The 12,762-nt window shown below is 73.9% G+C and carries 10 protein-coding genes; 6 read left to right on the top strand and 4 right to left on the bottom strand.

What is annotated here, in order from left to right; genetic code table 11:
- The first annotated feature begins 341 nt into the window (after positions 1-341).
- Together AB9M23_RS14535 and AB9M23_RS14540 are read left to right on the top strand one after the other, a co-directional pair.
- Positions 342-1,634, top strand: coding sequence for an adenylosuccinate synthase (locus AB9M23_RS14535; RefSeq protein WP_372425278.1), 1,293 nt, complete (start codon positions 342-344; stop codon positions 1,632-1,634).
- Positions 1,635-1,668: 34 nt separating this feature from the next.
- A complete protein-coding gene (locus AB9M23_RS14540; RefSeq protein WP_372425279.1) occupies positions 1,669-3,177 on the top strand; it encodes a histidine kinase in 1,509 nt (502 codons plus the stop codon).
- 15 nt (positions 3,178-3,192) lie between these two features.
- On the opposite strand, the gene crcB is transcribed toward AB9M23_RS14540, so the two are convergent.
- Together crcB and AB9M23_RS14550 are read right to left on the bottom strand one after the other, a co-directional pair.
- Complete coding sequence (gene crcB, locus AB9M23_RS14545) at positions 3,193-3,567, bottom strand: fluoride efflux transporter CrcB (RefSeq protein ID WP_372425280.1); 375 nt, start codon at positions 3,565-3,567, stop codon at positions 3,193-3,195.
- Positions 3,568-3,629: 62 nt separating this feature from the next.
- Positions 3,630-4,436 carry a class I SAM-dependent methyltransferase gene (locus AB9M23_RS14550; RefSeq protein WP_372425281.1) on the bottom strand — a complete coding sequence of 269 codons (807 nt, stop codon included), beginning with the start codon at positions 4,434-4,436 and terminating at the stop codon, positions 3,630-3,632.
- A gap of 100 nt (positions 4,437-4,536) precedes the next feature.
- Here AB9M23_RS14550 and AB9M23_RS14555 point away from each other — a divergent pair, with 100 nt between their 5' ends.
- The 4 genes from AB9M23_RS14555 to recG all read left to right on the top strand — a co-directional run bounded on the left by AB9M23_RS14555 (position 4,537) and on the right by recG (position 10,445).
- Positions 4,537-5,898: a TIGR03808 family TAT-translocated repetitive protein gene (locus AB9M23_RS14555; RefSeq protein WP_372425282.1), complete on the top strand. Its 1,362-nt coding sequence runs from the start codon at positions 4,537-4,539 to the stop codon at positions 5,896-5,898.
- A 72-nt stretch (positions 5,899-5,970) separates the two neighbouring features.
- Positions 5,971-6,906: a PfkB family carbohydrate kinase gene (locus tag AB9M23_RS14560; RefSeq protein ID WP_372425283.1), complete on the top strand. Its 936-nt coding sequence runs from the start codon at positions 5,971-5,973 to the stop codon at positions 6,904-6,906.
- Positions 6,903-7,826 (top strand): pseudouridine-5'-phosphate glycosidase, encoded by a 924-nt coding sequence (locus AB9M23_RS14565; protein ID WP_372425284.1) that lies wholly within the window; start codon positions 6,903-6,905, stop codon positions 7,824-7,826. The genes AB9M23_RS14560 and AB9M23_RS14565 overlap by 4 nt, the downstream gene beginning before the upstream one ends.
- Before the next feature lie 399 nt (positions 7,827-8,225).
- Complete coding sequence (gene recG / locus AB9M23_RS14570) at positions 8,226-10,445, top strand: ATP-dependent DNA helicase RecG (protein WP_372425426.1); 2,220 nt, start codon at positions 8,226-8,228, stop codon at positions 10,443-10,445.
- A gap of 80 nt (positions 10,446-10,525) precedes the next feature.
- On the opposite strand, the gene argE is transcribed toward recG, so the two are convergent.
- Positions 10,526-11,689: an acetylornithine deacetylase gene (gene argE, locus AB9M23_RS14575; RefSeq protein WP_372425285.1), complete on the bottom strand. Its 1,164-nt coding sequence runs from the start codon at positions 11,687-11,689 to the stop codon at positions 10,526-10,528.
- Between the two features lie 64 nt (positions 11,690-11,753).
- The gene (locus AB9M23_RS14580; protein WP_372425286.1) at positions 11,754-12,680 is read right to left on the bottom strand and encodes a LysR family transcriptional regulator; all 927 of its coding nucleotides are present in this window, start codon (positions 12,678-12,680) and stop codon (positions 11,754-11,756) included.
- Positions 12,681-12,762: the final 82 nt, after the last annotated feature.

The following is a 12,762-nucleotide window of genomic DNA, read 5'->3' on the forward strand; positions in this document are numbered from 1 at the left end:
AAGGCCGGAGGGTGGGGAGGGCGGCGACGCCGCTCGCCAGGATGGTCGACCGGCCCCACCGCCCGCGCTCCGCGCGGACTCCTCCCCTCCGGGGAGGAATCGGGGTTGCGGACTTCGCGAAGCGTCGATGCATGCTCGCTCGTCGAATGCCTCCCGCGCTCGACCCGCACCGCGCGCGCGAAGCCCCCTCACCTCCCCCTTGACCCCCGCCCCGCAATCCCCCACAAGACCGCGCAAGGTGAACGACCCGCCCCGGCCTTGCGCCGGGGCTTTTCGTTTGCGCCCCGCGAAGCGTGGCCGCGAACGTCGAAGGGGACCCCCAGCGAGGGGAGCGATACGAGATGTCGAACGTGGTCGTCGTGGGCGCCCAGTGGGGCGACGAGGGCAAGGGCAAGATCGTCGACTGGCTGTCGAGCCAGGCGGACGTGGTGGTGCGCTTCCAGGGCGGGCACAATGCCGGCCACACGCTCGTCGTCGGCGAGACGGTCTACAAGCTCTCGCTCCTGCCGTCGGGCGTGGTGCGCGCGGGCACGCTGTCGGTGATCGGCAACGGCGTCGTGGTCGATCCGCACGCGCTCGCCTCCGAGATCGAGCGGCTGCAGGGCCAGGGCGTCGCCATCTCGCGCGACAACCTGCGCATCGCCGACAACGCGACGCTGATCCTCTCCATCCACCGCGAGCTCGACGCGCTGCGCGAATCGGGCGGGCACGGGACCAAGATCGGCACGACGAAGCGCGGCATCGGCCCCGCCTACGAGGACAAGGCCGGGCGGCGCGCCATCCGCGTCAACGACCTCGCCGACCTCGACGCGCTCAAGCCCAAGATCGAGCGGCTGCTCACCCACCACAACGCGCTGCGCCGCGGCTTCGGGCTCGCGGAGTTCGGCCTCGAGGCGATCTACGAGGAGCTCGCCAGCGTCGCGCCCAAGGTGCTGCCCTACATCGACGCCACCTGGCGGCTGCTCGACGAGCAGCGCCGGGCCGGCAAGCGCATCCTGTTCGAGGGCGCGCAGGGCGCGCTGCTCGACGTCGACCACGGCACCTACCCGTTCGTCACGTCCTCCAACACGGTGGCGGGCCAGGCGGCGACCGGGTCCGGGCTCGGCCCGAGCGCGGTGGGCTACGTGCTCGGCATCGCCAAGGCCTACACCACCCGCGTGGGCGAGGGGCCCTTCCCCACCGAGCTGCACGACGCGGTGGGCGAGCGCATCGGCGAGCGCGGGCGCGAGTTCGGCACGGTGACCGGGCGCAAGCGCCGCTGCGGCTGGTTCGACGCCATGCTCGTGCGCCAGACCGTGCGCACGTCCGGCATCGACGGCATCGCGCTCACCAAGCTCGACGTGCTCGACGGGTTCGAGACGCTCAAGGTCTGCGTCGGCTATCGCCTTGATGGCGACACGATCGACCACTTCCCTGCGGCGCAGGACGCGCAGGCGCGAATCGAGCCCGTCTACAAGGAATTCGAGGGCTGGTCCGGCTCCACCGCCGGGGCCCGCTCCTGGGCGGACCTCCCCGCGCAGGCGGTCAAGTACGTGCGCTTCATCGAGGAGCTGATCGGCGCGCCGGTCGCGCTCCTCTCGACGAGCCCCGAGCGCGACGACACCATCCTGGTGACGAACCCGTTCGAGGCTTGACGGCGCGCTCTCCTTCAGGACAGTCAATCGCCCGATGGCCGACTACTATCCGCTGATCGCCCGCGCCGTGCAGGGCCTCGCCGATCCCTCCCCGTCGATGCGCGGGGCGGTGTACCAGCGCGCGCGCGCGGCGCTGATGGACCAGCTGCGCTCGCTCGATCCACCGCTCTCGGAAGACGACATCGCCGAGGAAGGCCGCTCGCTCGACGACGCGATCGCGCGGGTGGAGGCGGACTACGCGCCGGTCGCGGCGCCCGTCCCCGCTGCGGCGGCGCCCCCGCCGCCGGCCCTTCCCGAGCCGGAGACCCATCCCGAGCCGGAGGCGGCCCCCTACCCCGAGGCGGCCCCCTACCCGCAGCCCGCCGCCTACGCCGAGCCCGAGCCCTTCCCGGAGCCCGAGCCATTCCCGGAGCGCGAGCCATTCCCGGAGCGCGAGCCCTTCCCGGAGCCCGAGCCCTACCCGGAGCCCGAGCCCTTCCCCGAGCCCTATCCCGAGGCCGAGCCCGCCCAAGCGACGCCGTCCCTGGCGAAGGAGCCGCCCGCCCCCGCCCGTGCGATGCCGTTCGACGACGGGACGCAGCGCTTCACGCTGCCACCGACGCGGCGCCGTCCCGCCCTCGAGGCGCGCGCGGAAGGCGACGAGGTGGCCGACGACCGGCGCGCCGCCGCCGCGGCGGCGCAGGAGACCCGCCGGCGCCCGCGCATCGACGCGAAGGGAGCCAAGAGCGGGGCCGGCGGCGGGCGTGCCCGCATCGCCATAATCGCCGGCGCCGTCGCCGCGGTGATCTTCGCCATCGCCGCCGTCGCGTTGTCGCTCGGCGACGACCCGCCGGCCATCGTCGCCGAGGCGCCGGCCCCGAGCGCGACGCCGCCCGTCGAGGACGGCAAGATCGTCGAGCGCGTCGGCGCCGAGGCCCCCCCGGCGGTCGTCGCCGCGGCACCGGAGCAGCCCGCGACCGGTGTCGCGACGAACCAGGACGGCACCATCGCCGTCGCCCAGCGCGCCGTCCTCTACGAGGAGGACCCGCTCAACCCGCAGGGCGAGCCCCGCGCCGCTGCCGGACGTGCCGTGTGGAGCGTCGAGCCCGGCGGCCAGGGCGAGCCCGTCGTGCGCGCCACCGTCGAGATTCCCGATCCGCGCCTGCGGCTCGTCATGCTCATCCGCCGCAACCTCGACCCGACGCTCCCGGCCTCGCACACGATCGATCTCTCCTTCGAGACCGGCGACATGGAATCGCGGCGCGTGCGCGACATCGGCCTCCTCCAGCTCAAGGACGAGGAGACGATCCGCGGCGCGCCGGTGGCGGGCCTGCCGGTGCCGGTCCGCGACAACCTGTTCCTCATCGGCCTCTCCAACCTGCCCCGGGACATCGAGCGCAACACCGTGCTGATGACCGAGCGCAACTGGATCGACCTGCCGGTGCGCCTCGCCTCCGGCCAGCGCGCGATCCTGTCCTTCGAGAAGGGCACGTCCGGGGACCGGATCATCGACGAGGCCTTCGCCCAATGGGGCGAGAGCACGGTGAGCGCCGGCGCGAACTGACCGCGCGCGACACGGCTAGGCCGCGAGCGCGCGCCCGAGCGCCAGTCCAGCCGCGATCCCGGCGAGGGAGAGTGCCACCGAGGCGCCGACATAGGCCGCCGCGAGACCCGGCGCCCCGCGCTCGACGAGCGCGACGGCGTCGAGCGAGAAGGCCGAGAAGGTGGTGAAGCCGCCGAGCAGTCCTGTCATCAGGAAGAGCCGCGCGGTCTCCGACGGCATCCGCGCGAGGACGAGCGTCGCGACGACACCGATCGCGAAGGAGCCCGCGACGTTCACCGCCAGCGTCCCCCACGGAAAGACCGGCCCGAAGGCGCGCAGCGCCGCCAGCCCGACGAGCCAGCGCAGCACCCCGCCGAGGCCGGCGCCGAGGAAGACGGTGAGGGCGGACACGGGCGGACCTCGCGGAGCGGACGGGACGGGAGCGCCCCCTCTGTCGCCCGCCCGCGGGCATGTCAACCCGGCGCGGCCGGCGCACCGGGCTTCGTCGCCTCGAGCCAGGCGTGATGGCGCAGGCGATGGGGCAGCAGCCGGTCGCCGAGCCCCAGGCCGTCGTCGAGGCGCAGGAGCAGGCGCTGGAGCGCATTCTTGCGCTTGCGGCTCTCGTAGGTGACGTTGACCCCGAAGGCGCGGATGCGCTCGAGGCCGAGCTCGCCGGCGATCCAGCGCAGCTCGTCGATCGTGTACTCGCGGTGATGCCCGTGGAAGGGCGAGCCCTCCCGGTAGAAATGCACCACGCTCTCGTGCGGCGAGCGGCCGCCGAGCAACCTCAGGCGCATGTCGAGGCGCGCGATGTTGGGCACGGAGAGGCACAGCCGCCCGCCGGGGACGAGGGCCGCGACCATCTTCTCGAGCACGGGCCGCGGCGAGTGCGGCAGGTGCTCGATCGTCTCGAAGGCGACGACCGCGTCGTATTCGGCCTGCGGCAGCCGCATCGTCTCGACGTCCGCCTCGACGAAGCGGACGCCCGCTCGCGTGAGCGCCTCCACCCGCGGACGCACGTCGCCCGTCCACCCGCGCAGCGCGTCGACGACGGTCACATCGGTCCCCATCAGGGCCGCGACGAGCGGATAGATCGAGACGCCGCCGCCGACGTCGCAGGCGCGCCCGCCGGGGGCGCTCATCAGCGCGGCGGCGATGCGCATGCGCGCGCTCGGAGGCTGCGGGTCTGCGAGGATATCCCGGGCCCGCGCGCACGCTTCGGCGAAGACGGCGGGGTCGAGCCGGCGCTCGGCGAGGACTGCGCGGAGCCTGGGGTGCATGGATGCGCTCTCGAGGATGTCGGTCGCGCCTCTCGTCGCGCGTCGCAAACGACCCGTCAACCGCGGGCGGCTACGGTCGCGGCGAGAGGAGACCCCCGCCATGACGCTCGCGCCGCTCCATCCGCCGCCGCCGCCGCGCCCCGACCGCCGGGCGCTCCTCGGCGCCGCGCTCGGCGGCTCCGCGCTCCTCGCCGCTGGGGGTCCCGCCCTCGCCTCCGCCCTCTCCGCCGATAGCTTCGGCGTGCGCGGCGACGGCACCGAGCGCACGCTCGCGCTCCAGCAGGCCCTCGACGCGGCGACCGCCGCGGGCCGGCCGCTCGCGCTCGCGCCGGGGGACTATCCCGTCACGGGCCTGCGCCTGCCGACGGGCGCCGTGCTCATCGGCCCGCGCACCGCGCGACTGCGCCAGGCGAGCGGCGGCCCGGTGATCTCCGCGGACGGCGCCCCGACCGCGCGGCTCGCGGGGCTCTCGATCGAGGGCCTCGGCGCCGGCGTCGGCGACGCGCCGCTCGTCGCGCTCCAGGACGTCGGCGATCTCGCGATCGAGGACGTCGCGCTCGCCGGCGCGCCCGGGATCGCGATCCGGCTCGAGCGCTGCGGCGGGCGGATCTCGACCTGCACGATCGCGGGCGCGCGTATCGGCCTGCTTTCCCTCGACGCGACCGGTCTCGCGGTCACCGGCAACGCGGTCGCCGACTGCCTGGACAACGGCGTCCAGATCTGGCGCTCGCAGAAAGGTGAGGACGGCGCCCAGGTGCTCGGCAACCGCATCGAGCGCATCGCCGCCCGGTCCGGCGGTACCGGCGAGAACGGCAACGGCATCAACGTCTTCCGCGCCGGCGGGGTGATCGTCGCGGACAACGTGATCGCGGAGTGCACGTTCTCCGCCGTGCGCAACAACGGCGGCGACGGCGTGCAGATCGTCTCCAACCGCGCCCGCGCCTGCGGCGAGGTGGCGCTGTTCACCGAGTTCGGCTTCGAGGGCGCGGTGATCGCCTCCAACGTCGTCGACGGCGCGGCGCACGGGATCGTCTCGACGAACCTGAACGAGGGCGGGCGCATGGCGGCGATCACCGGGAACGTGGTGCGCAACCTCTTCCGCCGCCCCGCGGTGGAGGGCGGGCAGGAGGCGCGCAGCTACGGCATCTTCGCGGAGGCGGAGGCCGCCGTCACGGGCAACGTCGTCGACGGCGTGCCCGACGAGGGCCTGCGGCTCGGCTGGGGGCCTTACCTGCGCAACGTCGCCGCCACCGGAAACGTGCTGCGCGATTGCGGCGTGGGGATCGTCGTCAGCGTCGTCGAGGGCGCGGGACCGGTCCTGATCGCCTCGAACCTGATCAGCGGCGCGCGGCGCGGCGCGATCCTCGGCCATCGCTGGGACGAGACGGCGACCGGCGACCTCGCCCGCGAGGGCGCGGACGCGTGGGCGCACCTGACGATCACCGGCAACGCGGTGGGCTGACGCCGCCCGCTTCCGCCGGTCCCGCGCCTCTGCTAATCCCACGCTCCCGGCTGCACGACGGACACCGCGACCATGCTCCCTCCCCCGCCCCGCCGCATCCTCTGCCTCGGCGGCGCGGCCGTGGATCGGACCTACCGCGTGCGCGACGCCGTCCGGCTCGGAACTTCCAACCCGGCCGAGGCCGGCGTCTCGCACGGTGGCGTGGCGCGCAACGTCGCCGAGACGCTCGCGCGGCTCGGCACGCCGGTGGCCTTCGCCGGGGTCGTGGGCGCGGATGCGGCCGGCGCGGAGATCGTGGAGGCGCTCGCCGCGCGCGGCGTCGACGTCTCGGGCGTCGAGCGGACCGAGGGCACGCGGACGGCGGAATACGTCGCCGTGCTCGCCCCCGACGGCGCGCTGCACGTCGGCCTCGCCGCCATGGACGGGCTCGCGGGGCTCGACGCCGGCTTCGTCGCCCGCACCACGCCCGCGCGCGACGCCGCCGGCCTCGTCTTCGCCGAGGCCAACTGCGCCGCGGACGCGCTCGCGGCCCTCGTGGACCGCGCCCGAGCGGCGGCCTGGCGGCTCGCGCTCGACGCCGTCTCGGTGGCGAAAGCCGCCCGCCTGCCGCGCGACCTCGCCGGCGTCGCCGTCCTGTTCTGCGCCCGCGACGAGGCGGAGGCGCTCGTCGGCGCGTCGTTTCCGCCCGGGGATCTCGCCCGCGCGCTCGTCGATCGCGGGGCCGCGGCCGTTGTGGTGACGCTCGGCGCAGACGGCCTCGTCCACGCGGATCCGTCGGGTGCGACCCACCGCCCGGCGCCGCCGGCGGAGGTCGTCGACGTCACCGGCGCCGGCGACGCGCTCATCGCCGGGACGCTCCATCGCCTCGTCTCCGGCGTGCCGCTCGACGACGCGCTCGCCGCCGGCCAGGCCCTCGCCCGCCTCACCATCGCCCGCCCCGGCGCCGTGCGCGCCGACCTCTCGCCCGCCCTCCTCGCGGGGGCGCCGACCGACGGAGCCCCCGCATGACCACCCGCCCCTCCTTCCTCGACGTCGCCCCCGAGGTCGCCGACGCCGTCGCCGCCGGCCGGCCCGTGGTGGCGCTGGAATCCACCATCATCACGCACGGCATGCCCTGGCCCGCGAACCTAGAGACCGCGCGGGCGGTGGAGGCCGTCGTGCGCGCGGGCGGCGCCGTGCCGGCGACGATCGCGGTCATCGCGGGCCGCATCCGCGTCGGGCTCGACGACGCGTCTCTGGAGGCGTTGGCGCAGACGTCGGACGTGATGAAGCTCTCGCGGGCCGATCTCCCCTTCGCCGTCGCCGCCGGGCGCGACGGCGCAACGACGGTGGCCGCGACGATGATCTGCGCTGCCGCCGCCGGCATCCGGGTCTTCGCCACCGGCGGGATCGGGGGCGTGCATCGCGGCGTCGAGGAGACGATGGACGTCTCGGCGGACCTCGAGGAGCTCGCCCGCACGCCGGTCTGCGTCGTCTGCGCCGGCGCGAAGGCCATCCTCGACCTGCCGCGCACGCTGGAGGCGCTGGAGACCCGCGGCGTGCCGGTGATCGGCTACCGCACGGACGACCTCCCCGCCTTCTGGAGCCGCTCGTCGGGCCTGCCCGCGCCCCTGCGCCTCGACACGCCCGCGGCGATCGCGACGCTCGTCGCCGCCAAGGGCGCGCTCGGGCTCGACGGCGGCGTGCTCGTGACGAACCCCGTGCCGCACGACGCCGAGATCCCCCGCGCCGAGATCGACGCGCACATCGCCAGCGCCCTCGCGCAGGCGCGCGCCGAGGGGGTGAGCGCCAAGGCCGTGACGCCGTTTCTGCTCGGGCGCCTCGTCGCGCTCACGGCCGGCCGCAGCCTCGCGACCAACGTCGCGCTCGTGAAGAGCAACGCGGCGCTCGCCGCCGAGATCGCGGCGGCGCTGTCGGCGCGGGGCTGATCGCAGCCCCTCGCACGGGTCGTGAACGCGTCGGATTTCGCCGCTTTCGCATCCATGCGGAGCGAACCGGCTTGCCATCCGGCGCAGGCTTGCTATCCTCGGGTCTGGAGTGAACGGGGAAGGGTCTCCCCTCCCCCGCTCGTTTCGTCAGCCGCTCAGGGCGACGCGGAAGACGAGGTTCCAGCTCGTCTTCCGCACCCTGCGCAGCGTGACGGACACGGTCAGGCGTGAAAAGCTCCACGTCATCGCATGTCTCCTCCAGCGATCGAACGAGGCTGTCGCCCGCAGGCGCGCGGAGCCCGTCTCCGGCGCGGGGCTCTGGACCGCCCTGGCGTTTCGTTCGACCGCTGTCGGCAACCTATAGATCATGCCCGCGCGTCCCAAGCCGAAAGGCTGTAGATACGTCGATTGACGACACAGACCGCGTCCCGCCCCGCCGCCTTGCCCTCCCCGCCCCGATCGGCCACCTTCGCACCCCGTCGAACCGCCCGAGAGTCGCCGCCGGTGCGCCCGTCCGTCCTCGATCCGCTCTTCGCCCCCGCCACCTCGCTGCCCGGCGTGGGGCCGAAGATCGCGCCCCTCGTCGACCGGCTCGTCGCCGAGCCGGGGCAGCCGGCGCGCGTGGTCGATCTCCTGTTCCACCTCCCGACGGGGGGCGTGTCGCGCAAGGTCGCGGGGAAGATCGCGGATGCGCCCGTCGGCGAGCCCGTTTCCCTCGTCGTCACCGTCTCGCATCACCAGCCGGGGCCGCTCAACCGCTCGAAGGCGCCCTTCCGCGTCGTCGCCGACGACGACAGCGGAGACGTCGCGCTCGTCTTCTTCAACATGCCGCGCGCGCGCATCGAGCGGCTGCTGCCCGTCGGCGCGCGCAAGGTCGTCTCGGGCAAGCTCGAGGTCTACGACGGGCGCCGGCAGATGGTGCATCCGGACCGGATCGTCGACCTCTCCGAGCTCGACACGCTCCCCTCGGTCGAGACCGTCTACGGCCAGACCGAGGGCCTCTCCTCGCGCATGATCGCACGGCTCGCCGGTGCGGCGCTGGAGCGCGTGCCGGACCTCCCCGAATGGCAGGATCCCGCCTTCCTCGCCCGCGAGCGCTTCCCGCCCTTCCGCGAGGCGCTCGCCGCGCTCCACCGGCCCGAGAGCCTGGAGGCGGTGGCGGGCGAAGCCGGCGCCGCGCATCCCGCGCGCCGGCGCCTCGCCTACGACGAGGCGCTCGCCTCGCAGCTCGCGCTCGCCCTCGTGCGCGCCCGCGCCCGCCGCAAGCCGGGGCGCACCAACGCCGGCGACGGGCGGCTCGTCGAGGCGATCACGGGCCGCCTGCCCTACGCGCTCACCGGCGCGCAGGCCCGCGCGCTCGCCGAGATCCGCGGCGACATGGCGTCGGACAAGCGCATGCTGCGCCTCCTCCAGGGCGACGTCGGCGCCGGCAAGACGGTGGTGGGATTGCTGGCCATGGCGAGCGCCATCGAGGCCGGCCGGCAGGCGGCGATGATGGCACCGACCGAGATCCTGGCCCGCCAGCACTACGCCCGATTGAAGCCCCTCGCCGACGAGGCCGGCCTCTCGATCGCGCTGCTCACCGGGCGCGACCGCGGGGCGGACCGGCGCGCCGCGCTCGCCGGCTTCGCGGACGGCTCGATCCAGATCGCGGTCGGCACCCACGCGCTGTTCCAGGACGAGGTGGTCTTCCACGACCTTGGGCTGGCGGTGGTCGACGAGCAGCACCGCTTCGGCGTCCACCAGCGCCTCGCGCTCGGCGCCAAGGGCAAGGCGGTGGACGTGCTCGTCATGACCGCGACCCCGATCCCGCGCACGCTCGCGCTCACCTATTTCGGCGACATGGACGTCTCGATCCTCGACGAGAAGCCGCCGGGGCGCCAGCCGATCCAGACCAAGCTGATCGCGCTCGATCGCATCGGGGAGGTGGTGCGGGGCCTCGGCCGCGCCATGGAGGCCGGCGCGCGCATCTACTGGGTGTGTCCGCTCGTCGAGGAGAGCGAGACCATCGACCTCGCCGCGGCGGAAGAGCGCGCGGAGGACCTGCGCCGCTGGTTCGGCGAGAAGGTCGGCGTCATCCACGGCCGCATGCCGGGGCGCGACAAGGACGAGGCGATGCGCCGCTTCCAGGCGGGGGAGACGACTTTATTGGTCTCCACGACCGTCATCGAGGTCGGCGTCGACGTGCCCGAGGCCACCATCATGGTGATCGAGCACGCCGAGCGCTTTGGCCTCGCCCAGCTCCACCAGCTGCGCGGGCGCATCGGGCGCGGGTCGGGGGCCTCGACGTGCTTGTTGCTCTACAAGGGGCCTTTAGGGGAGACCGCTCGCGCTCGGCTCGAGATCATGCGCGAGACGGAGGACGGCTTCCGCATCGCGGAGGAGGACCTGCGGCTTCGCGGCGAAGGCGAGGTGCTGGGCACCCGGCAATCGGGGCTGCCGGGCTTCAAGCTCCTGCGGCCGGAGACGGACGGGCGGCTGCTCGAGACGGCGCGGGACGACGCGCGGCTGGTGGTGGAGCGCGACCCGGGGCTGGAGGGGGAGCGGGGGGAGGCGCTGCGGGTGCTGTTGTATTTGTTTTCAAGGGATGCGGCGGTGAGGACGTTGGGGGCGGGGTGAGACACCAGCCCCACGAACGAAGCAACTCTCGATCGACACAGCCGACCAGATTTCCCTTGCTTCGCGATCCGAGGTCACGCTCACCCCCGCGTCGCCTCGCGCACCACCTCCCCGAGGAAGCGGCCGCAGGCGGCGAGCTCGCTCACGGCGATCCACTCGTTCGCCTGGTGGGCCTGGGCGATGTCGCCGGGGCCGATCACCACGGTGGGTATGCCGCCGAGCTGCGAGAACAGGCCGGCCTCGGTGCCGTAGGCGACCTTGGCATGCTCGTTTCGCCCCGCCAGCCGCTTCGCCAGCGTCACGACCTCGGCGTCCGGCGGGGTGTCGAGGCCGGGGAAGCCGGCGTAGGTGTCGAAGGTGAAGCCGGTGCCCGCCCGCACGGGCGTCATGCGCGGCTCCAGCGCCTCCCGGGCGTAGGCCTCGATCTCGGCCAGCACCGCATCGGGGTCGTCGGTCCCGATGGCGCGGACCTCGAACAGGATTTCGGCGCGGTCCGAGACGATGTTGAGCGCGGTGCCGCCGCGCAGCACGCCGACATGGGTGGTGGTGTAGGGCACGTCGTAGAGCGCGTCGCGCGCGCCCTCGGCGGCGAAGCGGTCCGCCACGGCGCGGATCTTCGCCACGAGCAGCGCGGCGAACTCCACCGCGTTGACGCCGTGGGGCGCGAGCGACGAATGCACCGTGTGGCCGCGCACGCTCACCGTGACCGAGCGCTTGCCCTTGTGGCCGATGACGACGCCCATCGTCGTCGGCTCGCCGACGAAGCAGGCGAGCGGACGCACGGGCTTCGTGCGCAGCCGCTCGACGAGCCGCCGGGCGCCGACGCAGCCCACCTCCTCGTCGTAGGAGAAGGCGAGGTGGATCGGCCGCTTCAGGTCCGCCCCCGCCATCGCCGGCGCGGCGGCGAGGCAGGCGGCGAGGAAGCCCTTCATGTCGCAGGTGCCGCGACCGTGCAGCCGGCCGTCCTTCTCCGTCAGCACGAAGGGGTCGCCGTCCCACTCCTGCCCGTCCACCGGCACGACGTCGGTATGGCCGGAGAGCACCCAGCCGGGCACGTCGGCGGGGCCGATCGTCGCCCAGAGGTTCGCCTTCGTGCCGGTGTCGTCGCAGACGCGCTCGCAGGCGAAGCCGAGCGGGCCGAGGAAGGCCTCGACGTGGTCGATCAGCGGCAGGTTCGAGTTTCGGCTCGTCGTGTCGAACGCGACGAGGTCGCGCAGGTGCGCGACGATTGCCTCGGTTTCCATGACAGGCTCCTCGCGTCGCCCGCGGGTGCGGGGCGTGCGGATCGTGTTGCGACTCCCCCGGCGCTCAGGCGGCGGGAACGAGGCTCGTCTGCTCCGTGCGCACGAAGTCGACGAAGCGGCGCGCCACGGGCAGGTTGCCGCCGACCGCCGGGAAGACGAACGAGGATTCGTAGTCGATCTGCGGCGTGAAGGGCCGGAAGGCGATCTTCGCGCCGGTGACGTAGGCGATCGGGAACGGGTTCACCACCGCGACGCCGAGCCCGCCGCGCACCATCTCGGTGAGGAACTGCACCGTGCCCGCCTCGAGGACCGTACGGGGCTCCACGCCGTAGTCGGAGAAGGCGCGCTCCAGCCGCGCGCGCGCCGAGAAGCGGCGCGTCACCTGGATGAGCGGCGTGTCGCCGATATCCGCTGGCGTGACCGTTTCCTTGGCGCCGAGCGGGTGGTCGGCGGGCATCATCACGTGCGCGACCGACTGGCGGAACGGCTCGGCGCGCACGCCGAAATGGCTCGCCGGCACGTCGAGCACGCCGAGGTCCGCCGTGCCGTCCGCCACCGCGTTCACCGCGTCCGGCGAGCGGCCGATCTCCATCTGGATGCGCACGTCCGGATCGACCCGCATGAAGCGCACGACGAGCGGGGCGAGGAAGGTGTGGGCGATCGTCGGCGGCGCGAGGATGCGCAGCACCGTGCCCGCCGCGCGCACGTTCGGCCAGTCCGCGAGGCGCTCGAGGGCGGCGAAGATCGGCGCCGCCTCGGCGTCGAGGGCGAAGGCGTCGGCGGTGGGCACGAGGCGCCCGCCGTCGCGGATGAACAGGTCCCGGCCGAGCCGCGCCTCGAGGGCGCCGATGGCCCGTGACACCGCGGGTTGAGAAACCCCCAACCTCTGGGCCGCAGCAGTGGTCTTTCGCGTGGTGATCACCGCGTGCAGGACCTCGAGTTCGCGCACGCTCGGCCTCGACGAGCGGCCGGTTTCGTCGTCGCTATCCATCTCGCGCATTTTCCTATTACCGCCCCTGATGCGGTTGTGTATCGACAATGCCGGGGTCGAATATTAGCCTGCGCACAGCGGC

Origin of the sequence: Salinarimonas chemoclinalis, from assembly GCF_041514305.1 — a bacterium.
Classification (GTDB): domain Bacteria; phylum Pseudomonadota; class Alphaproteobacteria; order Rhizobiales; family Beijerinckiaceae; genus Salinarimonas; species Salinarimonas chemoclinalis.

Coding starts and splice junctions, on each gene's coding strand:
- AB9M23_RS14535 (WP_372425278.1), top strand. CDS start 342: ATGTCGAACGTGGTCGTCGTGGGCGCCCAGTGGGGCGACGAGGGCAAG.
- AB9M23_RS14550 (WP_372425281.1), bottom strand. CDS start 4,436: ATGCACCCCAGGCTCCGCGCAGTCCTCGCCGAGCGCCGGCTCGACCCC.
- argE (WP_372425285.1), bottom strand. CDS start 11,689: ATGGAAACCGAGGCAATCGTCGCGCACCTGCGCGACCTCGTCGCGTTC.
- AB9M23_RS14580 (WP_372425286.1), bottom strand. CDS start 12,680: ATGGATAGCGACGACGAAACCGGCCGCTCGTCGAGGCCGAGCGTGCGC.
- AB9M23_RS14565 (WP_372425284.1), top strand. CDS start 6,903: ATGACCACCCGCCCCTCCTTCCTCGACGTCGCCCCCGAGGTCGCCGAC.
- AB9M23_RS14540 (WP_372425279.1), top strand. CDS start 1,669: ATGGCCGACTACTATCCGCTGATCGCCCGCGCCGTGCAGGGCCTCGCC.
- AB9M23_RS14560 (WP_372425283.1), top strand. CDS start 5,971: ATGCTCCCTCCCCCGCCCCGCCGCATCCTCTGCCTCGGCGGCGCGGCC.
- AB9M23_RS14555 (WP_372425282.1), top strand. CDS start 4,537: ATGACGCTCGCGCCGCTCCATCCGCCGCCGCCGCCGCGCCCCGACCGC.